Origin of the sequence: Streptomyces mangrovisoli, from assembly GCF_000974985.2 — a bacterium.
In the GTDB taxonomy this organism is placed as follows: Bacteria; Actinomycetota; Actinomycetes; order Streptomycetales; family Streptomycetaceae; genus Streptomyces; species Streptomyces mangrovisoli.
Genome location: NZ_LAVA02000024.1, coordinates 1 through 22,297, shown reverse-complemented (window position 1 = coordinate 22,297; position 22,297 = coordinate 1). Strand labels below are relative to the sequence as shown.

Genomic DNA, 22,297 nt, shown 5'->3' with positions numbered 1-22,297 from the left:
CGAAATCGTGATGTACGGAGCGGATCCCGCGCCGCCGGGGAAACGTCCCATCGGCACCAGGCAACCGGTGGCGCTCCACCCTCCACCCCCGCGGAGCGCCGCCCCGGTCCCGCAGAAAGGCGGCCCACCCATGCGCCGTACCACCTCCCCCCACCCCGTGGCCACGGTCCTCGCCCTCGCCGCGGCGGCGCTGCTCCTGGCCGGCTGCGACGACGGCAAGGACACCGGGAGCGCCACCGCCGGGCCTTCCGCCACGTCCTCCGCGCCGTCCCCGTCGGTCACCGCGCCGTCCCCCTCGGCCCCGGCACAGTCCCCCTCGGCCCCGGCGCCGTCCCCGTCGGCCACCGCGAGTGGCGGCTGCGTCCAGGAACTCCAGCTCACCGCCGCCGACAACGGCCGTACCGTCTGCCTGGCGCGCGGCGGCCAGGTCCGGCTCACCCTGGACGGCACCGCCGCCCGGCCCTGGGACCGGATCACCGCGAGCGGGAGCGCGCTGACCCCCGCCAACCCGGGTGTCGCCGCGCCGCGGGGCGACGCCGTCGCCGCCTATCGCGCGGTGGCAGCGGGCAGTTCCGCGCTCACCTCGTCACGGCCGCTGTGCCCCGAGGCCACCAGCCCCGGCCAGGTGTCGTGCAAGGGGATCGTGGAATGGGCCGTCACCGTCGACGTGCGCTGAGGGGGCCGGGCCGCGGGGCGCTCAGCGCGCCAGATGGCGGACCTGGTCCCACAGTGCCGGGTCCACCACGCCCACCCGGCGCCGGAAGTCCCGCACGGGCACCTCGCGCAGCTCGCCGGTCTCCAGGAAGCTCGCCCGGCCCTGGGCGTCGCCGACCGAGCCGGGCGGCATCGGGATCACCCCGGCCCGCTCGTCGTGGTACCGGCTGGTGATCTTGGCGACCAGGACCCGGTTCCCGCGCACCGACAGCACCAGGCAGGGCCGGTCCTTCGCGCCCGGCACGTCCTCGAAGGGCACGTCGGCCCACCAGATCTCGGCGGGACTGGGCCGCCTCGCGCCGCGCTCGCGCCCGCGTCCCTCGCGGCGCCCCGGCGGCCTGCGCAGCCCTCGCCGGCGGGCCGGGCGCCGGCCGCGTCCCCAGCCGTCGACGAGCGTGGCGACCAGCCCGAGCAGCACCACCGCCGCGAGCGCCAGCCACCAGGACGTGTCCATGGGGACGACGTTACCGGCGCGCGGTCGGGGACGCGCGCCCTCTCGCGCACCACCCGCGCCTTGCTTCCAGCCGAACCGGTGACAGCACAGGTGAGTTCGCCCACAACGGCCCTTGGCGGAGGAGCGACAGGACGTTTTGCGCCTTACGCTCGACGGACCGCACGACCCCCGTCACCGTCCCCAGGTTTCCCTTTTTCCCAGGCTTTCCGCCAGCGGAGGTTTCTGCTCTATGAAGCTCACCGTCGTCGGCTGCTCGGGGTCGTTCCCGTCCGCGGAATCGGCTTGCTCGAGCTACCTCGTCGAGGCCGACGGCTTCCGGCTGCTTCTCGACATGGGCAACGGCGCCCTGGGCGAGTTGCAGCGCCACTGCGGTCTCTACGACCTCGACGCGATCTTCCTCAGTCATCTGCACCCCGACCACTGCATCGACATGTGCGGCTACTTCGTGGCGCGTTACTACCGGCACGACGGCGGCCGCTGCGAGCCGCTGCCGGTCTACGGCCCCGAGGGCACCGAGCACCGGCTGACCGTGGCGTACGCGGACACGCCGTCGGCCTCGTCGATGAGCGAGGTCTTCGACTTCCACACCGTCAAGCCGTCCACCTTCGACATCGGCCCGTTCACGGTGCATGTCGAGCGGGTGGCGCACCCCGTGGAGGCGTACGGCATCCGCGTCGAGCACGGCGGCAGCGCGCTGGTGTACTCCGGCGACACCGGCGTGAGCGACGCGCTCGAGTCGCTGGCCCGCGGCGCCGACCTGTTCCTGTGCGAGGCGGCGTTCACGCACGGCAAGGAGAACATCGCCGACGTGCACCTCAACGGCCGCCAGGCCGGCGAGACCGCGGCCCGCGCCGGGGTGGGCCGGCTGGTGCTCACCCACATCCCGCCGTGGACCGACCCCGAGGTCAACCTCGCCGACGCGCGCGCCGCGTTCGACGGCCCGACGGAGCTCGCGGCCCCGGGCGCGACGTACACGATCTGACGCCCCGACGCATACGGAAGGCCCCGGAACCTGGACGGTTCCGGGGCCTTCGTCATGCTGCAGGGAGAGAACTCACGCCTTCGTGAGGTCCTCGAGCTCCTCCTCGGGCTCGCGGCCCGGGGTCGGAAGGTCGAACTTGGTGATGGCGAACCGGAAGACCGTGTAGTAGATCGCCGCGAAGACCAGACCGATCGGGATGATCAGCCACGGCTTGGTGGCCAGGTTCCAGTTCAGCGCGTAGTCGATGAAGCCGGCCGAGAACGTGAAGCCCGCGTGCACGCCTAGCGCCCAGGTGATCGCCATGGACGCGGCGGTCAGGACCGCGTGGATCCCGTACAGCAGCGGCGCGATGAACATGAACGAGAACTCGATCGGCTCGGTCACACCGGTGACGAACGAGGTCAGCGCGAGGGAGATCATCATGCCGAGGACGGCCTTGCGGCGCTCCGGACGGGCGGAGTGCGCGATGGCGAGCGCGGCGGCCGGCAGGCCGAACATCATGATCGGGAAGAAGCCCGACATGAACTGTCCGGCGGTCGGGTCGCCGGCGAAGAAGCGGTTGAGGTCACCGTGGACGATCGTGCCGCCCGCACCCTTGAAGTCACCGATCTGGAACCAGGCGACCGTGTTGACGAACTGGTGCATGCCGACCGGGATGAGCGCGCGGTTGATCAGACCGAACAGACCCGCGCCGAAGGCGCCGAGACCGGTGATCCACTCGCCGAAGTTGGCGATGCCCTCACCGATCGGCTCCCAGACCAGGCCGAAGAACACACCGAGGAGGGTGCCCACGAAGGCCATCAGGATCGGCACCAGGCGGCGGCCGTTGAAGAAGCCGAGCCAGTCCACCAGCTTGGTGCGGTGGAAGCGCTGCCACACCACCGCGCTCAGCAGACCCACCACGATGCCGCCGAAGACACCCGGGTTGTTGTAGGTCGCGGCGACGTCGGCGCCGGCCTGGACCTTGGCCTCGGTGACCGGGAACGCGGTCAGGACGTTCTTGTACACCAGGAAGCCCACGAGCGCGGCGAGTGCCGTCGAGCCGTCCGACTTCTTCGCGAAGCCGATCGCGACGCCTATGCAGAACAGCAGGGGCAGGTTGTCGAAGATCGCGCCGCCGGCCGTCGCGAAGACCGCGGTGACCTTGTCCGGCAGGTTGAGCTTGTCGTGGACGTCAGCCTGTCCGAAACGCAGCAGGATGCCGGCGGCCGGCAGTACGGCGATCGGCAGCTGGAGGCTGCGGCCTACCTTCTGAAGACCCTGGAAAAGGCCAGATCCCCGCTTCTTTGCGGGGGCCGCCGTTGGCGCGGTGGCGGTGCTCATGGAGTTCCTCCATCGGGTGGTGGTCTACACCACTCAGTGGTGTAGACCTGTTGTACACGATGAAGACGGCATAAGGAACCCGCCAAATTCGTCACGGTTGGATCACGCATCGTGCCCCTGAAAACGTGTCAGCGCGGACCCCTTGCGGGACACCGGAAAGGCCCCCGGACCGGGTGGTCCAGGGGCCTCGGGACATGCGGTCGGCCGCCCGCCGTCACGCCTTGGTCGTGTCCTCCACCTCGTCCTCCGGCTCCCGGCCCGGCGTCTTCAGGTCGAACTTCGTGATGGCGAACCGGAAGATCGCGTAGTAGACGACGGCGAAGCACAGGCCGATCGGGATGATCAGCCACGGTTTGGTCGCCAGGTTCCAGTTGATGACGTAGTCGATCAGGCCGGCCGAGAAGCTGAAGCCGTCGTGCACCCCGAGCCCCCACGTCACCGCCATCGACACACCGGTCAGCACCGCGTGGACCGCGTACAGCAGCGGCGCGATGAACAGGAACGAGTACTCGATCGGCTCGGTGATACCGGTGACGAACGACGTCAGCGCCACCGACAGCATCAGGCCGCCGACCTCCTTGCGGCGATGGGGCTTCGCGCAGTGCGTCATCGCCAGCGCCGCCGCCGGCAGCGCGAACATCATGATCGGGAAGAAGCCCGTGGTGAACTGGCCCGCGTTCGGGTCGCCCGCCAGGAACATGTTGATGTCGCCGTGCACCACCGTGCCGTCCGGCTTGGTGTAGCTGCCGAACTGGAACCAGATGGGCACGTTCAGGAACTGGTGCAGACCGATCACGAGCAGCGCCCGGTTCGCGAGACCGAACACGCCCGCGCCCCACGCGCCCGCGTCGTGCAGCCAGTCGCTGAAGTGCTCCAGTCCGTCACCGATCGGCGGCCACACCCACAGGCACAGCGCGGCGAACCCGATCGCCACGAACGACATCAGGATCGGCACCAGACGGCGGCCGTTGAAGAAGCCCAGCCAGTCCACCAGCTTCGTGCGGTGGAAGCGCGCCCAGAACCAGGCCGCCAGCAGCCCCATGATGATGCCGCCGAACACGCCCGGGTTCTGGAACGTGAACGCCGTCACGCCCCCACCGGTCTCGGTGACCTGGCAGCCGATCCCCGCAATGGCCTTGGAGCCCTCCGGGCAGCCCTCGGGGAACTGGTGCAGCACGCCGTAGTAGACGAGGAAGCCCGCCACGGCCGCGAGCGCCGTCGAACCGTCCGCCTTCTTCGCCATGCCGATCGACACGCCGATGCAGAACAGCAGCGGCAGTCCGAGCGAGCCGTCGAGCAGCGCACCGCCCGCGCCGACCATCACCTTGGAGAGCCTGTTCCAGCCGAGCCCGTCGTCCCCGAACACGTCGGGCTGGCCCAGCCGGTTGAGGATGCCCGCGGCGGGCAGGACGGCGATGGGCAGCTGAAGGCTGCGCCCCATCTTCTGCAGGCCCTGGAACGCGGTGTTCCATCGGGCGCGCGCGGGGGAGATTCCCGCGCCGGCACTTTGTGCGCTCATGGTTTGTCGACCGCCTGTCAGGTGGTGTAGACCAGTCACGACGATGTCGTTGCTGTGACGTCATCCTCGGGCACAGGCGGCACGGTCGCTCGCGAAGTTGGGCCAACTGTGGGTTACTTCGAAAAAGCGGTTCGAAACAGGGAATTCAGGGAGAAACACCATGGCCACCAAGGCTGAGAAGATCGTTGCCGGGCTCGGCGGCATCGACAACATCGAAGAGGTCGAGGGCTGCATCACCCGTCTGCGCACCGAGGTCGTCGACCCGTCGCTGGTCGACGAGGCCGCCCTGAAGGCCGCCGGCGCCCACGGTGTCGTCAAGATGGGCACCGCCATCCAGGTCGTCATCGGCACCGACGCCGACCCGATCGCCGCGGACATCGAAGACATGATGTGAGCCGGCGGGCCGCCGCGCCGCCCCACCCCGGACGGGGTACGGCCGCGCGTACGAACGGCTCGCCGCCCAGGGGCCCCTCCGCACCGCGGTAGGGGCCCTTTCACCGGTGGGGATAGGCTCGTCGGCATGTCTCGAATCGACGGCCGCACCCCCCAGCAGCTCCGCCCCATCACCATCGAACGGGGATGGAGCAAGCACGCCGAAGGCTCCGTCCTCGTCTCCTTCGGCGACACCAAGGTGCTGTGCACCGCCTCCGTCACCGAAGGCGTCCCCCGCTGGCGCAAGGGCAGCGGCGAGGGCTGGGTCACCGCGGAGTACGCCATGCTGCCCCGCGCCACCAACACCCGGGGCGACCGCGAGTCCGTCAAGGGCCGCATCGGCGGCCGTACCCACGAGATCAGCCGCCTCATCGGCCGTTCGCTGCGCGCGGTCATCGACTACAAGGCGCTCGGCGAGAACACGATCGTCCTCGACTGCGACGTCCTCCAGGCCGACGGCGGCACCCGCACCGCGGCGATCACCGGCTCCTACGTCGCCCTCGCCGACGCGATCGGCTGGGCCCAGGGCAGGAAGCTGATCCGGGCCGGCCGCCAGCCCCTCACCGGCACGGTCTCCGCCGTCTCGGTCGGCATCGTCGGCGGCGTCCCCCTCCTCGACCTCTGCTACGAGGAGGACGTCAAGGCCGAGACCGACATGAACGTCGTCTGCACCGGCGACGGCCGCTTCGTCGAGGTCCAGGGCACCGCCGAGGCCGAGCCCTTCGCCCGCGACGAGCTCGACGCGCTGCTCGACCTCGCGGTGGCCGGCTGCGCCGAGCTGGCGGGTCATCAGCGCACCGCGCTGGACGCCCTGCTGGACCGCTGAGCCCCCACGTCCCCCGCTCCACCCACCGCCGGCGGGCCGGTGCGCCCCGCGCCCGGCCCGCTCGGCGCGCTGGAGGATCCGCTATCCCGTCGCCAACCCGTCCAGCATCAGTCCGATGGTGAAGTCGAAGCGGTCGTGGACCGTGCCCGCGGTGAGTTCGGCGGCGTGCCGCTTGGTCGCGGGGAACGTGTCGGGCAACGCGGCGAACCGGCGCAACAGTTCGTCGCGGCTGACCACCCAGCCGCCGTCGCCGCGCCCGAGCCGGCTCTCCGCCAGCGACACTTCCAGGCAGTACGCGTTGACGTACAGCATCAGTGAGTCCATGGCCCACGCGGCGGCCTGCGGGGCGACGCCGCCGGCCAGCAGGAGCGCCAGCATTCCCTCGCTGACGCGCAGCGTGTCCAGGTTGGACGGCGCCGCGGCGAACGCCGCCCGGGAGATGCCCGGATAGCGCAGATACCGGTCGCGCAGCCGGCCGAGAACGCCGGTGATCTGCTCCCGCCAGCGGTCCGGGTCCGGCTCGGGCAGCTCGATCCCCGTGCACAGCCGGCCGATGAGCAGCTCGTCCAGGTCCTCCTTGTTGACCACGTGCGCGTACAGCGACGACGGCCCGGTCTCCAGCGCGGTCGCCACCCGCCGCATCGTCAGGGCCTCGTACCCCTCCCGCTCCACGATGCCGAACGCGGTGTCGATGATGGCGTCGACCGTGATCGGCCGCTTGCGCCCGCCGGACGGACCGCGCCGGGCCGCCGGCGTGCCCGAACCGGTGCCGAGTTGGTGCCGCGCTGCGCGCCGTTCCTGCGGAGTCGGAGACATGGGGGAAGTCTAGCCAACCCGGGCGAACAGTGTTCTACGACACTAGGAACAGCGTTCGTCTTGCAACGAACAGTGTTCCGGAGTAGAACGGTGTTCGTGTCCACAACCCAGCGCACCCCACCCGCCCCCGCCACCGACCCCGCAACCGACTCCGCCCGGCCCACCCGCGCCGCCTGGCTCCTCCTGGCCGTCGTCGTCACCGCCGACGTCATGGACCTGATCGACTCCAGCGTCGCCAACCTCGCCGGCCCCGCCATCCACGCCGACCTCGGCGGCTCCACCGCCACGGTCCAATGGGTGCTCAGCGCCTACACCGCCGCCTTCGCGCTCGGCCTCGTCACCTCCGGCCGCCTCGGCGACCTCCTCGGCCGCCGCCGGCTGTTCCTGCTCGGCATGACCGGCTTCACCCTCGCCTCACTGGCCTGCGGACTCGCCCCCGGCGTGGTCTTCCTGATCGTCGCCCGCACCCTCCAGGGACTGTGCGGATCGGTCATGATCCCGCAGGGCCTCGCCCTGGTGAAGGTCGTCTTCCCGCCCCGGCACCTGCGCAGGGCCCTCATGCCGGTCGGCCCCCTCATGGGCCTGACCATGGTCGCCGGACCCGTCCTCGCCGGCTGGCTGCTCCACCTCGACCTGTTCGGCAGCGCATGGCGGTCCATCTTCCTCATCAACGTCCCGCTCGGCGTCGCCGCCGGCCTGCTCGCCCTGCGCGTCCTGCCCCACAACGGCGGCGAGGACCCCACCGCCCGCCTCGACCTCACCGGCGTCGGCCTGCTCACCGCGGCCTCCGCGCTGCTCGTCGTCCCGCTCATCCAGGGCCGCGACCTCGGCTGGCCGATCTGGACCTACGGCATGATGGCCGCGGCGCTCGTCCTGCTCGCCCTCTTCGTCCGCTCCGAACGCCGCAGCGACCACCCGGTCATCACACCGACCCTGCTGCGCAAACGCAGCTTCGTCGTCGGCCTGCTCGTCGTCGCCGGGTTCTACGCCTCCCTCAGCGCCTTCGTCCTCGTCGTCAACCTGCTGCTGCAGCAAGGCCTGCACTGGACCCCGTTGCACACCGGCCTCACCCTGCTGCCCTGGGCGCTCGGCACCGCCGTCGCCGTACTCCTCGCGGGCGCCACCCTCGCCGAGAAGCTCGGCCGCACCAGCCTGCACCTCGGCCTCGGCATCGCCGTCGCCGGACTGCTCGCGCTGTGGTGGTCCGTCGGCCACTGGGGCGCCGACCTCACCGCCTGGAAACTGGCACCCGCGCTCCTGGTCACCGGCTTCGGCTCCGGCCTGGTCTTCGTCCCGCTCGTCGACTTCATCCTCGGCGACGCCACCCCCGAGGAGGTCGGCACCGGCGCGGGCACGCTCAACGCCGTCCAGCAGTTCGCCGGCGCCATCGGCGTGGCCGCCCTCGGCACGGTCTTCTACTCCCGCGCCGGCCACCTCACCCCGGCGTCCGGCGTGGCCGCCGCGGAACTCGTCCTCGCCCTCGCCGCGGGCCTGAACCTGCTGACCCTCCTCCTCGTCGGCCTGCTGCCCCGGCACGCCCAGCAGGCGCACGGCTGACGCCCGCGCCAACCCGCGGTAAAGGCGGCGCAAAGCAACCGGCCCGCGCGGGCAACCGGACCGGCCGCCGCCGCGTCCCTACGGACGGGCGCGCGGCCGACACCGTGCGCCCGGCCCAAGGGGAGGGGACACCACCATGGCCGCGAGCCGACGCCGAGGCCGTCGCCGTACCACCACGACCGTCGCCCTGGCCGTGGCGGCCGCCGCGCTCGCCACCGGCTGCGACACCGTCGGCAAGGCCCTGGACTGCGTCCAGACCGCCGACTCCATCGCCGACAACGTCACCGACCTCCAGCAGGCGGTGGAGAACGCCGCCACGGACCCGAACCGCACCGACGCCTCGCTCACCGCCATAGAGAACGACCTCGACCGGATCGGCGACAAGACCGGCGACCCCGACGTCAACAAGGCCGTCGACGACCTGAAGAAGGCCGTCGGCAACGTCCGTACGGCCGTCAGGAACGGCGACGACACCCCCGACGTCGGCCCGGTCACCGACGCGGCCGGCGAACTGACGAAGGTCTGCACGTCGTAGCGGGCGCACCGGCCGCGCACCGGCCGCGCACCCGCCGGAACCGGCCGCGCACCGGTCGCGCACCCGCCGGACCCGGCCGCCCACCCGCCGCACGGCGCGGCCGGAGATACTGGCCCCATGACCCGCCTGATCCTCGCCACCCGCAACGCCGGAAAGATCACCGAGCTGAGGGCCATCCTCGCCGACGCCGGACTGCCCCACGAACTGGTCGGCGCGGACGCCTTCCCCGACGTCCCCGACGTCAAGGAGACCGGCGTCACCTTCGCCGAGAACGCCCTCCTCAAGGCCCACGCCCTGGCCCAGGCCACCGGCCTGCCCGCCGTCGCCGACGACTCCGGCCTCTGCGTCGACGTCCTCAACGGCGCCCCCGGCATCTTCTCCGCCCGCTGGGCCGGCCGGCACGGCGACGACCAGGCCAACCTCGACCTGCTGCTCGCCCAGATCGCCGACATCGCCGACGGACACCGCGGCGCCCACTTCGCCTGCGCCGCCGCCCTGGCCCTGCCCGACGGCACCGAACGCGTCGTCGAGGGCCAGCTACGCGGCATCCTCCGCCACACCCCCGCCGGCACCGGCGGCTTCGGCTACGACCCGATCCTCCAGCCGGACACCGAGACCCGAACCTGCGCGGAGCTCTCAGCCGCGGAGAAGAACGCGATCAGCCACCGCGGCAAGGCCTTCCGGGCACTGGTACCGGCGGTCCGGGAGCTGCTGGGCTGACATGGAGGGGCGCGGCGCCCAGTAGGGAGCCGCGCCCTGATGATGGGGCCGACGAGACTCGAACTCGCACTGGCCACTACCTAAAAGTGGTGCCTCCTGCCAATTGGGCTACGGCCCCACGGACAGCTTACTGGTACCCGCCGAGCGGTCGCCGCTGGCTGCCTCCCCTGCACCAGGTGCTGGTGATCGCGTGGCAGTTGGGGCACAGGAACCGCAGGTTCTCCCGCCGGTCGTCACTCCAGTTCCCGTTGATGTGGTCGACCTCCAGGGTCATGGGTCTGCCCAGCCACTCGGCGCCGACCTCGCACTCGGCACACGACTCGGGTGCACCCACTTCCAGAAGCGCCCTGCGGAGCAGGTGGGTTCTCGTTCGGCGGGTGCCGGTGTGTTGGACCAGGATGTCCTCGGCGCGCCTGAGCGGCGTGGCGCCCGGTCCGCCGCGTCGATGCGCCTGGCCCAGGAAGTGCGAGGTGTCGAGGCCGTCCTCGGCCACCCAGCAGTGGAATTGGCCGCGGAGCCTGCTGTTGTAGGGCGCAAAGCCCAGGGTACGGAGCGCGTCCGCGACGGAGCTCGCCCCTTCGACCGCTCGACGCAGGTCGTCGTTGGTCGGTCTGGCGGGTGCTGCCCTCGCTCGCCGCTGACGGGGCATGTGTGAGACGTCGATCCCGAAATGATCGAAGCGTCGGAAGAGATGGCCGCGCAGTCGGCCGTACGGCCGGGTGCCGAAGAAGGCGATGACCTCGTCGATGTCGGCGCATCGCGCGGCGGCCTCGGCCAGCCGTTCCCGGGTGTACTGCACGCCGCTGCTCATGCGTCCCTACCCTTGCCGCGGCCGCGGTAACTGTCCGTGATCGAGTGGCAGTTGGGGCACAGAAATCGGAGGTTCTCGATGCGGTTGTCGCGCCAGTCACCGTCGATGTGGTCGACTTCCAGGGGAATGGGCTGTCCTCGCCAGACCGCTTCCATGCCGCACATCGCGCAGCGCTCCGGCGTGCCTGTGGCCGTCATCGCCCACTTGAGACGATCGCTCGGGACACGCCTGGCCCGGCCGGTCGGCTGCGCGACAAGCAGGCCCTCGGGTGTTCGAGGACGCCAGGCCTTGCCCTGTCGGGTCGGTGGCTGGAAATGCGAGATGTCGATGCCGTACGTCTTGATCCGGCGGCTGATGTGCGTGTGGTGACCGCCGACGACCTCCAGCCCCAGCCGACGCAGCACCTCGCACATGTTCGTCGATGCCGAAACCGCCTCCTGAAGGATCTCCCGCGTCCACTTCACCTCACGCTCGAAGTGTGAGACATCCACGCCCAGCCTCTTCATCCGCTCGAAGACGTACCGCCGCGTCGGACTCCTGGGATCCACCCCCAGCCGCCCCAACGCCTCCGACAACGTCCGTGCCTCCCGAGCCGCTTCCTCCAGCCGCTCCTTGGTGTAAGCACTGACTCCCATCGAGCCCCCTCCGCTCCGGCCACACGTTCGCAGCCCGTACGGAGTAACGAACCGCCCGTCCGGCGGTCACGCCCGGCACGTGAAGCGGCCTGCACCGGGGACACCCAGGTGCAGGCCGTTCAGCCGGTGGAGCCGCCGGGTCAGATCCCCAGGTCCTTGATGATCTTGGCCACGTGGCCCGTCGCCTTGACGTTGTAGAGGGCGCGTTCGACCTTGCCCTCCTCGTCGACGATCACCGTGGAGCGGATGACGCCGACGACCGTCTTGCCGTAGAGCTTCTTCTCGCCGTAGGCGCCGTACGCCTCCAGGACCTTCTTGTCGGGGTCGGCCACCAGGGTGACCTTCAGGTGCTCCTTCTCGCGGAACTTGGCGAGCTTCTCCGGCTTGTCGGGGGAGACGCCGATGACGTCGTACCCGGCGCCGGCCAGGACCTGCAGGTTGTCGGTGAAGTCGCACGCCTGCTTGGTGCAGCCTGGCGTGAGGGCCGCGGGGTAGAAGTAGACGATGACCTTGCGGCCCTTGTGGTCGGCCAGGGAGACCTCGTTGCCGTCGGCATCGGGGAGGGTGAAGCCGGGGGCCACGTCCCCGGGCTGGAGTCGCTCGCTCATCGCACCAGCGTAACGGGGGCCCTTGCGGTGCGGCGGCGCCCGGAACTGACAGACTGTCCAGAACAGCATCAGCAGACTTCGGAGGCCGAACGGTGGCGGACACGTCGGACACCAGAACCCCGGCGCAGATCGAGGCGGACATCAAGGCCCGCCGCGCAGTGCTGGCCGATACGCTCGACGAGATCGGCGTGCGGGTGCACCCGAAGACCATCGTCGGCGATGCCAAGGCGAAGGTCGTCGGCCATGTCGACAACACCCTCGGACGGGCGTACGTGCAGGTCAACCGTGCGGTCAGCGAGGTGAAGGCGCAGTTCACGGACGAGGAGGGCGCGCCCCGGCTGGAGCGGGTCGTGCCGGTCGCCCTGCTCGCCGTCGGGGTCGTGGGGCTGCTGGTCGTGGGCGTCCGGCGGCGCCGCGGCTGACCCGGGCAGGTACCGACGCGTCGAAGGCAGGTAGGTTCACACGCGTGAGCGCCAAGAGAAACGACATCACCCAGCACGACAAGCTGCCCATCCGGATGCTGCACGACCGCGTCCTGGTGCGGCACGAGGCCGGTGAGGGCGAGCGGCGGTCCGGGGGCGGCATCCTGATCCCCGCCACCGCGGCGGTCGGGCGTCGGCTGGCCTGGGCGGAAGTCGTCGCGGTCGGGCAGAACGTGCGGACCGTGGAGCCGGGCGACCGGGTCCTGTACGACCCGGAGGACCGGGCCGAGGTCGAGGTGCGGGGTGTGGCCTACGTGCTCATGCGGGAGCGTGACCTGCACGCGGTGGCCGCGGACCGCTTCGAGGGCTCGGAGGACTCCACGGGGCTGTATCTGTAGCCGCCGTAGCGGAATCGAACGGATCGGCGAAGGGGCCGGTGGCGCGATGCCACCGGCCCCTTCGCCGTGTCCGTACGGGGGTCTCGTCCGTCAGTGTCTTCGTGCCGCCCCCGTGCTGAGCGGTCCCGCGCCCCCGGTGGTCGTGCCGGTGCCGCCGGTCGTGGTGCCCGTCGTCGTCCCGGCGTCGCCCGTCGTGCCGCCGCTCGGTTGCTGGCCTGTGGTGCCGCCGGTCGTCGTCCCGCCGGTGCCGGTGGTGCCTCCGGTGCCGGTGGTGGTCCCGCCCGCGGTGGTCCCGCCGGTCGCGGTGCCGTCGGTCGGGGTGCCGGTGGTCTGGCCGGTGGTCTGCCCCTGGGTCTGGCCCGGCGTCCGGCCGGTCGGGCCGGTGGACGGCGTGCTCGTGCCCGGGGTCGTGGACCGGCCGCTCGCCGGGGCGCTCGGCGGCGCGGTCATGTCCGCGCCGACCTGGAGCTCGAGGTCGAAGTCGCGCACCGGCTTGTTCTTCAGGGCCTCCTGGGTGAAGGCGGCCCAGATCTCCGCGGGCGCCCCGCCGCCGTTGATGCGCGGCAGCCCCATGGCGCCGTAGAGCGACTTGTGCGCGGCGGTCACCGGGTCCTGGCCCATGACCGAGACGACGGTGGCGAGGTCGGGCGTGTAGCCGGCGAACCAGGCCGCGGTGTCCTCCTCGGCGGTGCCGGTCTTGCCCGCGGCGGGGCGGCCCGCCTGGAGGGCGGCGGTCGCGGTGCCGTTCTGGACGACGCTCCGGAGCACCGAGGTGGTGGTGTCGGCGGCCTCGCGGCTGACGGCCTGCGTGGTGGCGGCGTGCGGCAGCTGCACGTCCTCCACGCCGTTCCTCGTGATCTTGCTGATCATGGTGTACGTGCCGTGCTCGCCGTGGTTGGCCAGCGTGGCGTACGCCTCCGCCATGTCGAGGACGCTGGCGGTCGCGGTGCCGAGCGCGATCGACGGGTAGGGGCTGAGGTCCTTGGTGTCGGCCGGGATGCCCAGGTCGACCGCGGTCTGCTTGACCTTCGCGGGGCCGACGTCGACGGCCATCTGCGCGTAGACCGAGTTGACGGACTTGTCGGTGGCGGTGCGCACGGTGATGTCGCCGTAGTCGACCTCGTCCTCGTTGTGCGGGGCGTAGGCGCCGCCGCTCCAGCCCTCCACGGGGCGCTGGTTGGTGCCGTCGTAGTAGGTGTTGGGGGAGATCATGTCCCCGTCCTGCGTCATCGAGTGGTTCTGCACGGCCGAGGCGAACACGAACGGCTTGAAGGTGGAGCCCACTTGGAAGTCGCCGCGGGTGGCGTTGTTCGTGTACTGCTGCACGTAGTCGATGCCGCCGTACATCGCGACGACCTCGCCCGTGCTCGGGTCGACGGCGGCGCCGCCCGCGCGGACGTAGGTGTCGACCTTGCGGTGCTTCTTGTCGAGCCGGGACATGAGCCGGTCGTCGACGGCCTTCACGAAGGCGTCCTGCTTGCTCTTCTGCAGGGTGGTGGTGATCCGGTACCCGCCGGCGTCGAGGGCGTCCGTGTCGAGGATCTTGTTGGTGGTGAGGTAGTCCTTGATCGCGTTGACGATGTAGCCGCGCTGGCCGGACATGCCGGTGGAGAGCGTCTGTTCCCTGGGCATCGGGAACTTCATCCCGGCCCGCTCGGCGGGGCTGAGCCAGTGCTTCTTCACCATGCCGTCGAGGACGTAGTTCCAGCGGGCCACGGCCGAGGCCTTGTTCTCGGGGTGGGCGATGACGTCGTACTCGCTGGGCGCGTTGACGAGGGCGGCGAGGTAGGCGGCGCGGGCCGGGTCGAGGCCGGCGGCGTCGGTGCCGTAGTACGCCTGGGCGGCGGCCTGGATGCCGTAGGCGTTGCGGCCGAAGTAACTGGTGTTGAGGTAGCCCTCGAAGATCTCGTCCTTGGACTTCTCGCGGTCCAGCTTGATGGAGATGAAGAACTCCTTCACCTTGCGGGTGACGGTCTGTTCCTGCGCCAGGTAGTAGTTCTTCACGTACTGCTGGGTGATCGTGGAGCCGGACTGCCTGCCCTTGCCGGTCGCGGTGTTCCAGCCGGCCCGCAGCATCGCCTTGGGGTCGATGGCCGACTCGGTGTAGAAGTCCCGGTCCTCGGCGGCGAGTACGGCGTGCTGGGCGGCCTTGGAGACCTGCGCGAGGCTGACGTTCTCGCGGTTGACGGCGCCGTCGCGGGCGATCTGGGTGCCGTCGGCGTAGAGGTAGACGTTGGCCTGCTTCATCGCGAGCGCGTTGGCGGAGGGGATGCTGACCAGCGAATAGCCGAGGAAGAACAGGCCGATCACCAGCAGCACGGCCATCACGAACGAACCGACCACCATCCGCCAGGTGGGCACGAGTCGCCGCCATCCGGTGCGCCGTGGCCGCTTGGGCCGCTTGGCGCCCGCGCCCGCCGCGCCGGCCGGGGCCGCGGGGCCCGGGGCCCCGGCCGCCTGCGGCTCTCTCGGTGCCCAGCCCTCGGTCGGCTGCTGCGGCTGCGGCTCGTCGCTCATCTCGTGCACGGACTCCTGTTTCGCGTCGTACGTTCCCGTACGCCCTCGTACGCCAACTGCGTCCCCGGTTGAAGACTCTCGCACCAAGCGTTCCGTTCCGAACCACGGCGCGCGTCGGGCCCCGAAAACGTGTGGCATCCGTCACCGGCCGCGGACTAGGCTCCTGCGCTTCGGTGCCGGGCGGTCCTGGGGAGGTTGACTGACGTGGGCTCGGGACGGTTGTACGCGGCCGTCACGGTGGGTGGTTTCCGACGATACGCGACCTATCGGACGGCGACCGTCGCCGGAGTGTTCACCAACACCGTGTTCGGACTGATCCTTGTGTACACATATCTCGCCCTGTGGGATGTGCGTCCGCATCTCGGCGGGTACGACCGCGCGCAGGCGGTCACCTACGTATGGCTGGGCCAGGCGCTGCTCGCGACCCTGGCGATAGGCGGCAGCGGCGTCGAGACCGAGCTGATGGAACGCATCAGGACCGGGGACGTGGCGGTGGATCTGTACCGCCCGGCCGATCTCCAACTGTGGTGGTTCGCCGCCGACTTGGGGAGGTCGTTGTTCCAGCTGCTGGGCCGGGGCGTGCTGCCCTTCGTGTTCGGCGCGCTGGTCTTCCCGGTGGCGCTGCCGCACGACTGGGGGACCTGGGCTGCGTTCCTGGTGGCGCTCGCGCTCGCGATGGCCGTCAGCTTCGGCATCCGCTACCTGGTGGCGCTGCTGTCCTTCTGGCTGCTGGACGGCACCGGCATGACGCAGATCATGATGCTCGCCGGGTTCTTCTGCTCGGGGCTGATGCTGCCGCTCAACGTCTTCCCGGGCGCGCTCGGCGACGTCGTACGCCTGCTGCCGTGGTCGTCGCTGCTGCAGCGGCCGGCGGACGTGCTGCTCGGGGAGGCGGACGTGTGGCGCACGTTCGCGTTCCAGGGAGCGTGGGCGCTGGTGCTGCTGGCGGCCGGGCGGCTGCTCCAGTCGGCGGCGACCCGCAGGGTGGTGGTGCAGGGTGGCTGAGGGGCTGCGGGTCTACCGGCTGATCGCCGCCATGTGGATCCGTTCCACGATGGCGTACCGCGCGTCGTTCGTGATGTCGACGTTCGCCAGTTTCACGGTGACCGCCCTGGACTTCGTCGCGATCCTGCTGATGTTCTCGCGCGTCGACGCGCTCGGCGGCTGGCCGCTGTCCGAAGTCGCCTTTCTGTACGGCCTGTCGTGCGTCTCCTTCGGCCTCGCCGACCTGGCGATCGGTTCGATGGAGCGGCTCGGGCAGCGGGTGCGCGACGGCACGCTGGACACCCTGCTGGTGCGTCCGGCGCCGGTCCTCGCGCAGGTGGCCGCCGACCGGTTCGGGCTGCGCCGGCTGGGGCGGGTGACCCAGGGCGCCCTGGTCCTCGGCTGGGCGGTGACCGCCGTCGGCGTCGACTGGACCCTGCCGAAGGTGCTGCTGATGCCGGTGGTCCTGCTGAGCGGCGCGGGGATCTTCTGCGCGGTGTTCGTGGCCGGCGCGGCCTTCCAGTTCGTGGCGCAGGACGCGTCGGAGGTGCAGAACGCGTTCACGTACGGCGGTACGACGCTGCTCCAGTACCCGCCGACCGTGTTCGGCACGGAGCTGGTGCGCGGGGTGACGTTCGTGCTGCCGCTGGCCTTCGTGAACTGGGTGCCGGCCGCCTATCTGCTGGGCCGGCCGCTGCCGTTGGACCTGCCCGGCTGGGTGGCGTTCACCTCGCCGCTGGTGGCGGCCGGCTGCGGGGCGCTGTCCGGGGTGGCGTGGCGGGCGGGGCTGCGGTCGTACCGGAGCACGGGGAGCTGACGGGGAGTGGACGTGGACAAGGAGGAGCCGGCGGTGGACGGCGGACCCGGCGCGCAGGGTGCTGCGCTCATCGAACTCGACGGTGTCGAGAAGGTCTTCGACGTGCGGCGCAGGACCGGCTTCCTGAAGCGGGAGCGGCACGAGGTGCGGGCCGTGGACGCGCTGTCCTTCCGGGTGCGGCGCGGGGAGATGGTCGGCTACATCGGCCCGAACGGCGCCGGGAAGTCCACCACCATCAAGATGCTCACGGGCATCCTCACCCCGAGCGGCGGCCGCCTGCGCGTCGCGGGCCTCGACCCCTCCCGCGAGCGCACCCGGCTGGCCCAGCGCATCGGCGTCGTCTTCGGGCAGCGTACGACCCTGTGGTGGGACCTGCCGCTGATCGACTCCTACCGGCTGATGCACCGCATGTACCGCATCCCCGACGCCCGTTACCGGGAGAACCTCGACCGCTGCGTCGAACTCCTCGAACTGGCGGACCTGTTGGACGTGCCCGTACGGCAGCTCTCGCTCGGCCAGCGGATGCGCGGCGACATCGCCGCGGCCCTGCTGCACGACCCGGAGATCCTCTACCTCGACGAGCCGACGATCGGCCTGGACGTGATCTCCAAGGTCAAGGTCCGTGGTTTCCTGAGGGACGTGAACACCGAGCGCGGCACCACGGTGCTGCTCACCACGCACGACCTCCAGGACATCGAGCAGCTCTGCTCGCGGGTGATGGTCATCGACCACGGCCGTCTGATGTACGACGGCCCGCTCGCCGGGCTGCACGAGGCGGGCGAGAGCGAACGCACGCTGGTGGTGGACCTGGAGCGCGAACTGCCGCCCGTCGACGTGCCCGGCGCCCGCGTGGTGCGGGTGGAGGGGGCGCGCCAGTGGCTGGCGTTCCCCGCGGACCGCTCGGCCGCGCCGCTGCTCGCGCACGTCGCCGCCGCGTACCCGCTGGTCGATCTCTCGGTGCGGGAACCGGACATCGAGGCCGTCATCGCGAAGATGTACGCGGGCAGGACGGTCTCGTAGGCTGCTGTCCATGACCGACGACGCAGCCCCGGAGCTTCGCGCATCCGACGCCGATCGTGAACGAGTCGCCGAGGTCCTGCGGGACGCCCTCGCCGAGGGGCGCCTCGACATGACGGAGTTCGAGGAACGCCTGGAGGCGACCTACGCGGCGCGCACGTACGCCGAACTGGCGCCCCTCACCCGTGACCTGCCGGCCGCCGGCGTCACCCCGCCCTCGCCCGTCTCCTTCGTCAAGGAACCCGAGCCGAGCGGGAGTTGGGGCTCGCGGATCGTCGGAGGCGAGGGCTCCTCCAGCGGGGCCGTGGCGGTGATGTCCGGGTTCCAGCGCAAGGGCCGCTGGACCGTGCCCAGGCGGTTCACCTGCTTCGCCTTCTGGGGCGGCGGCGAGATCGATCTGCGTGACGCGGACTTCGCCGACCGCGAGGTCGAGATCAACTGCATCGCGATCATGGGCGGGATGAACGTCGTCGTGCCCCCGGGCGTCGAGGTCGTGGTCCGCGGCATCGGCGTCATGGGCGGCTTCGACCACAGTCAGGAGGGCGTGCCGGGCGAGCCGGGCGCGCCCAGGGTGATCGTCACCGGGTTCGCCTTCTGGGGCGGCGTCGGCGTGGAGCGCAAGCTGACGCGGGCGGAGCGGCTGCGTCTGAAGGAGGAGCGGCGGCAGGAGAAGCTCGACCGCCGGGAGGCGCGGCGCGAGCTGGGCGCGGCCCACCACCGCGGCCTGTTCGACCTGCACGACGCGCGGCGGGAGGCGATGGAGGAGCAGCGCGAGCTGCTGCGGGAGCGCCGCGACGAGATGCGCGAGCAACACCGGGAGCGCCGCGAGGAGATGCGGGAACGGCACCGGGAGCGCCGGCAGGACCGGCACCGGCGGCGGCACGGGGGGTACTGAGCGGCGGCTGTCCGGCCGGGTGGCGTGTCGCCGGGGCCGCCGGGGCCGCCGGGTCGGATGGTCGAGCGGCCGGGGGATGTCCGGGGTGGCCGGGGGATGTCCGGGACGGCCGGGGGATGTCCGTTGTCCGGCCTCGGGGCGGGGTGTGTGCCCCGTCCGCTACGACTCCGCCTGCCCCGCCCCCTTCAGCATCCGCAGGTCGAACGACTGGGCCATCCGCCGGAAGCCCGCGTCGCTCGGGTGCAGATGGTCTCCCGAGTCGTAGTCCGACCGCAGGCGCCGCGGGTCGTACGGGTCGCGCAGGGCCTTGTCGAAGTCGACGTAGGAGTCGTAGACCCGGCCCGCCCTGATCCGCGCGTTGACCTGCCGGCGTACCGTCTCGCGGGCCGCGCTGTAGCCTTCGTGGCCCTCGAAGGGCATGAGGGTCGCGCCGATCACCTTCACCCCGCGGGCGTGTGCCTGCCGGACCAGGGTGCGCAGGCCCGCGACGATCCGGTCCGGGTCGGCCAGCTTCGGGTTGCGCAGGATGTCGTTGACGCCGAGGTCGATGACGACGACCTTCACGTTGGTGCGGGAGAGCACGTCGCGGCCGAACCGCCCGAGCCCGCTCTGGTTGTCCGCGGGCCGGCCGAGCCCGTTCGCCAGGACCTGGTTGCCGCTGATGCCCTCGTTGACGACGGAGTAGCGGGGCAGGTCCTGCCCCGCGGTGATCGCGGAGCGAAGCCGGCCCGCGAGGTCGTCGGTCCAGCGGCGGTTGGCGCCCACGGTGGAGGTGATGCCGTCGGTGAGGGAGTCGCCGAGCGCGACGACCGTGCCGTCCGAGTCGTTGCTGAGCACGTCCAGCGCGGTCAGATAGCGCCAGTAAGGCGTCTGTTCGGTGTACGCGGCGCCGGTGGTGTCCTCGGTGCGGTCGCCCCGGGCGACGTAGGAGATCTGCTGCGCGCGCGGGTGGTAGGTGACCGGGCCGGACGCGGTGGGGGAGTAGGTGGTGACGAGCACGTCGGAGCCGTTGGCGACGGTGAGGCGGACGGCGTCGCTCATCACCTGGCCGCCCGCCGGTATGACGACGGAGGTGGAGCCGCCGAAGGTGACCCGCCGCATCGACTGCGTGGCGGCGGTCGCGGTGTCGGCGCCCGCGGCGACGGCGACGGTGGCGTGCGTGATGGTCAGCGGGGCCTGGCCGTAGAGGTTGGAGAGGGTTATCCGGGCGCTGGTGCCCTCCGCGCTCGCGTGCACCACGTTGCGCACCGAGCGCCCGGCCAGGCCGCTCGTCTCGGTTCCGGGCTCGGCGCCGGCCGGTGCCGCGGACCAGGCGCCCACCCAGGTGCCGGTGGAGGCGGGCGCGGCGGAACTGCGCGCGGACCGGTGGCCGGCGGGCGCGTCACGGCTGGTGCCGTCGTCCGCGGCCACGCCGACGTATATCGCCGCCGACAGTGCCACCACCAGCGCGATCACCGCACTGAGCAGGGCATGGCCATGACGCCTGGGCATGCGAGTGCTGTTCTCCTCGGGCACTGGGGAGCCCCCGGGCTCCGTCCGATGAGCCCATGATGCGTCACGGGCCTGTGGGCCGCCGATCCGGGTCCTCAGGTACATGTCGGACGTCCCGTCCTGACAGACGCCGGGAACTCCTGATCCGTTCCAGGAGTCGGTCAGGAAGGGACAATGTGTGAGGGATCACCGAACGGGTGAGATCACCGAACGGGTGAATCGGATGCGGGTGGAGCACATGGCTGAGACGCAACCGGAGGGCCGGGACGCGACCGAGGGAGGGGAAGCGCCGCCCGGCGGGTCTGCGGGTGGGTCTGCCGACGGGGCCGCGGGTGGGACGGCGGCAGGTGCAGGTGCCGGTGCCGGTGCCGGTGCCGGTGCCGGTGCTGAGGCCGAGGCCGGGGCCGGGGCCGAGGCCGGGGCCGGGGCCGAGGCAGGTGCCGGTGCCGGTGCCGTGGCGGCCCCCACCCACCGGACGATGACCGCCTTCACCCCCGCCGACGAGGAGCGGCAGCGCGGCGTGCGCCGGATGAAGCTCACCGCCGCCGGTCTGCTGCTGTTCGTGGCCGTCGTCTACGTCCTCGCCACCTGGGCGGACCACGCGGGCGCGGGCGCCTGGGCGGGCTACGTCGCCGCGGCCGCCGAGGCCGGCATGGTCGGCGCGCTGGCCGACTGGTTCGCGGTCACGGCGCTCTTCCGCCACCCCCTCGGCCTGCCCATCCCGCACACCGCGATCATCCCCACCAAGAAGGACCAGCTGGGCGTCTCGCTCGGCGAGTTCGTCGGGGAGAACTTCCTCTCCGAGGACGTCGTACGCCAGCGGCTGCGTGCCGTCGGCATCGGCGGCCGGCTGGGCCACTGGCTCGCCGAGCCGGAACACGCCGACCGGGTGACGGCGGAGCTGGCCACCGCGCTGCGCGGCGCGCTGACCGTGCTGCGCGACTCCGACGTGCAGGCCGTGGTCGGGGAGGCGATCACGCGGCGCGCCGACGCCCGGGAGATCGCGCCCGGCATGGGCAAGATGCTGGAGCGGATCGTGGCCGACGGCGGACACCGCCGGTTCGTGGACCTGGTCGTGGGCCGGGCGCACGACTGGCTGGTGCTGCACGACGGGCAGGTCATGGACGCGGTGCAGGGCGGCGCGCCCGGCTGGACCCCGCGGTTCGTCGACAAGAAGGTCGGCGAGCGGGTCTACAAGGAACTGCTGCGCTTCGTGACCGAGATGCGCGACATGCCCTCCCACCCGGCCCGTGGTGCGCTCGACCGTTTCCTGGCGGACTTCGCCGCGGACCTCCAGTCCGACACGGACACCCGCGCGCGGGTCGAACGGCTCAAGAGCGAGGTGCTCGCTCGGGGCGAGGTGCAGGACCTCATCGCGTCCGCGTGGACGGCCGTACGGTCCATGATCGTGTCGGCGGCGGAGGACGAACGCAGCGAGCTGCGCCTGAGGGTGCGGGCCTCGCTGCTGTCGCTGGGCGCGCGGATGGAGGCGGACCCCAAGGTGGCGGGGAAGGTCGACCGCTGGGTGGAGGGCGCGGCGGTGTACGTGGTGACGACGTACCGCAAGGAGATCACCTCGCTGATCACCGACACGGTGGCGGGCTGGGACGCGGAACACACGACCCGCAAGATCGAGGCCCACATCGGCCGCGACCTCCAGTTCATCCGCATCAACGGCACGGTGGTGGGGTCGCTGGCGGGTCTGCTGATCTTCACGTTGTCGCGGGCGGTGGGGGCGTAGTTCCCGGCCGGGGGCATGTGGTGGTGGGGGCGCGGCCGGCAGCCGGGCGTGCGGTGGTGGGGGCGTGGCTGTCGGCCGCGGCA

General features: G+C 71.4%; 23 protein-coding genes and 1 tRNA gene. 14 read left to right on the top strand and 10 right to left on the bottom strand.

Annotated features, from left to right (window positions below; all coding sequences use genetic code 11):
- The first annotated feature begins 130 nt into the window (after positions 1-130).
- The gene (locus WN71_RS11975) at positions 131-676 is read left to right on the top strand and encodes a hypothetical protein (protein ID WP_046584069.1); all 546 of its coding nucleotides are present in this window, start codon (positions 131-133) and stop codon (positions 674-676) included.
- A gap of 21 nt (positions 677-697) precedes the next feature.
- Here the strand turns inward: WN71_RS11975 and WN71_RS11970 are convergent, their stop codons facing one another.
- Complete coding sequence (locus WN71_RS11970; RefSeq protein ID WP_046584070.1) at positions 698-1,168, bottom strand: type II toxin-antitoxin system PemK/MazF family toxin; 471 nt, start codon at positions 1,166-1,168, stop codon at positions 698-700.
- A gap of 229 nt (positions 1,169-1,397) precedes the next feature.
- On the opposite strand from WN71_RS11970, the gene WN71_RS11965 reads away from it, so the two are divergent.
- Positions 1,398-2,150 carry an MBL fold metallo-hydrolase gene (locus WN71_RS11965; RefSeq protein WP_046584071.1) on the top strand — a complete coding sequence of 251 codons (753 nt, stop codon included), beginning with the start codon at positions 1,398-1,400 and terminating at the stop codon, positions 2,148-2,150.
- A 72-nt stretch (positions 2,151-2,222) separates the two neighbouring features.
- Here WN71_RS11965 and WN71_RS11960 read toward each other — a convergent pair whose 3' ends face one another.
- Positions 2,223-3,473: a PTS transporter subunit EIIC gene (locus WN71_RS11960; RefSeq protein ID WP_046584072.1), complete on the bottom strand. Its 1,251-nt coding sequence runs from the start codon at positions 3,471-3,473 to the stop codon at positions 2,223-2,225.
- Between the two features lie 214 nt (positions 3,474-3,687).
- Positions 3,688-4,992 (bottom strand): PTS transporter subunit EIIC, encoded by a 1,305-nt coding sequence (locus WN71_RS11955; RefSeq protein ID WP_046584073.1) that lies wholly within the window; start codon positions 4,990-4,992, stop codon positions 3,688-3,690.
- A gap of 160 nt (positions 4,993-5,152) precedes the next feature.
- On the opposite strand from WN71_RS11955, the gene WN71_RS11950 reads away from it, so the two are divergent.
- On the top strand, positions 5,153-5,386 hold the full coding sequence (locus tag WN71_RS11950) for a PTS sugar transporter subunit IIB (RefSeq protein WP_046584074.1): 234 nt from the start codon (positions 5,153-5,155) through the stop codon (positions 5,384-5,386).
- 126 nt (positions 5,387-5,512) lie between these two features.
- Complete coding sequence (gene rph / locus WN71_RS11945; RefSeq protein WP_046584075.1) at positions 5,513-6,250, top strand: ribonuclease PH; 738 nt, start codon at positions 5,513-5,515, stop codon at positions 6,248-6,250.
- An 81-nt stretch (positions 6,251-6,331) separates the two neighbouring features.
- Here rph and WN71_RS11940 read toward each other — a convergent pair whose 3' ends face one another.
- Positions 6,332-7,066, bottom strand: a complete 735-nt coding sequence (locus WN71_RS11940; protein ID WP_046584076.1) for a TetR/AcrR family transcriptional regulator — start codon at positions 7,064-7,066, stop codon at positions 6,332-6,334.
- A 96-nt stretch (positions 7,067-7,162) separates the two neighbouring features.
- Here WN71_RS11940 and WN71_RS11935 point away from each other — a divergent pair, with 96 nt between their 5' ends.
- The 3 genes from WN71_RS11935 (at position 7,163) to rdgB (ending at position 9,878) form a co-directional block, all read left to right on the top strand.
- Entirely contained in the window at positions 7,163-8,623 is a 1,461-nt protein-coding gene (locus WN71_RS11935) for an MFS transporter (RefSeq protein ID WP_276208098.1), read from the top strand.
- A gap of 136 nt (positions 8,624-8,759) precedes the next feature.
- Positions 8,760-9,158: a hypothetical protein gene (locus tag WN71_RS11930; protein ID WP_046584078.1), complete on the top strand. Its 399-nt coding sequence runs from the start codon at positions 8,760-8,762 to the stop codon at positions 9,156-9,158.
- 117 nt (positions 9,159-9,275) lie between these two features.
- Positions 9,276-9,878 (top strand): RdgB/HAM1 family non-canonical purine NTP pyrophosphatase, encoded by a 603-nt coding sequence (gene rdgB / locus WN71_RS11925; RefSeq protein WP_046584079.1) that lies wholly within the window; start codon positions 9,276-9,278, stop codon positions 9,876-9,878.
- A gap of 43 nt (positions 9,879-9,921) precedes the next feature.
- Here the strand turns inward: rdgB and WN71_RS11920 are convergent.
- The 4 genes from WN71_RS11920 to bcp all read right to left on the bottom strand — a co-directional run bounded on the left by WN71_RS11920 (position 9,922) and on the right by bcp (position 11,932).
- Positions 9,922-9,996 (bottom strand) — tRNA-Leu (locus WN71_RS11920).
- Positions 9,997-10,005: 9 nt separating this feature from the next.
- Entirely contained in the window at positions 10,006-10,689 is a 684-nt protein-coding gene (locus WN71_RS11915; protein WP_046584080.1) for an HNH endonuclease signature motif containing protein, read from the bottom strand.
- Complete coding sequence (locus WN71_RS11910) at positions 10,686-11,324, bottom strand: HNH endonuclease signature motif containing protein (RefSeq protein WP_046584081.1); 639 nt, start codon at positions 11,322-11,324, stop codon at positions 10,686-10,688. Before WN71_RS11910 ends, WN71_RS11915 begins: the two co-directional genes overlap by 4 nt.
- 140 nt (positions 11,325-11,464) lie before the next feature.
- Complete coding sequence (gene bcp, locus WN71_RS11905) at positions 11,465-11,932, bottom strand: thioredoxin-dependent thiol peroxidase (RefSeq protein WP_046584082.1); 468 nt, start codon at positions 11,930-11,932, stop codon at positions 11,465-11,467.
- Between the two features lie 92 nt (positions 11,933-12,024).
- Between bcp and WN71_RS11900 the strand changes: the two genes are divergently transcribed.
- Together WN71_RS11900 and WN71_RS11895 are read left to right on the top strand one after the other, a co-directional pair.
- Complete coding sequence (locus WN71_RS11900; protein WP_046584083.1) at positions 12,025-12,354, top strand: DUF3618 domain-containing protein; 330 nt, start codon at positions 12,025-12,027, stop codon at positions 12,352-12,354.
- Between the two features lie 44 nt (positions 12,355-12,398).
- Positions 12,399-12,752: a GroES family chaperonin gene (locus tag WN71_RS11895; protein ID WP_046584084.1), complete on the top strand. Its 354-nt coding sequence runs from the start codon at positions 12,399-12,401 to the stop codon at positions 12,750-12,752.
- 90 nt (positions 12,753-12,842) lie between these two features.
- On the opposite strand, the gene WN71_RS11890 is transcribed toward WN71_RS11895, so the two are convergent.
- Positions 12,843-15,269: a transglycosylase domain-containing protein gene (locus WN71_RS11890; RefSeq protein WP_046584127.1), complete on the bottom strand. Its 2,427-nt coding sequence runs from the start codon at positions 15,267-15,269 to the stop codon at positions 12,843-12,845.
- A 204-nt stretch (positions 15,270-15,473) separates the two neighbouring features.
- On the opposite strand from WN71_RS11890, the gene WN71_RS11885 reads away from it, so the two are divergent.
- From WN71_RS11885 to WN71_RS11870, 4 genes are read left to right on the top strand one after another with little or no spacing between them, the layout of a single operon-like run.
- Complete coding sequence (locus WN71_RS11885; RefSeq protein WP_046584085.1) at positions 15,474-16,274, top strand: ABC transporter permease; 801 nt, start codon at positions 15,474-15,476, stop codon at positions 16,272-16,274.
- A gap of 31 nt (positions 16,275-16,305) precedes the next feature.
- Complete coding sequence (locus WN71_RS11880; RefSeq protein ID WP_079177815.1) at positions 16,306-17,070, top strand: ABC transporter permease; 765 nt, start codon at positions 16,306-16,308, stop codon at positions 17,068-17,070.
- 12 nt (positions 17,071-17,082) lie between these two features.
- Positions 17,083-18,090, top strand: coding sequence for an ABC transporter ATP-binding protein (locus WN71_RS11875; protein ID WP_046584129.1), 1,008 nt, complete (start codon positions 17,083-17,085; stop codon positions 18,088-18,090).
- Positions 18,091-18,100: 10 nt separating this feature from the next.
- Positions 18,101-18,982, top strand: a complete 882-nt coding sequence (locus WN71_RS11870; RefSeq protein ID WP_046584086.1) for a DUF1707 SHOCT-like domain-containing protein — start codon at positions 18,101-18,103, stop codon at positions 18,980-18,982.
- 159 nt (positions 18,983-19,141) lie between these two features.
- Here WN71_RS11870 and WN71_RS11865 read toward each other — a convergent pair whose 3' ends face one another.
- On the bottom strand, positions 19,142-20,473 hold the full coding sequence (locus WN71_RS11865; protein WP_046584087.1) for an SGNH/GDSL hydrolase family protein: 1,332 nt from the start codon (positions 20,471-20,473) through the stop codon (positions 19,142-19,144).
- A 478-nt stretch (positions 20,474-20,951) separates the two neighbouring features.
- Between WN71_RS11865 and WN71_RS11860 the strand changes: the two genes are divergently transcribed.
- Positions 20,952-22,214: a DUF445 domain-containing protein gene (locus tag WN71_RS11860; RefSeq protein ID WP_046584130.1), complete on the top strand. Its 1,263-nt coding sequence runs from the start codon at positions 20,952-20,954 to the stop codon at positions 22,212-22,214.
- Positions 22,215-22,297: the final 83 nt, after the last annotated feature.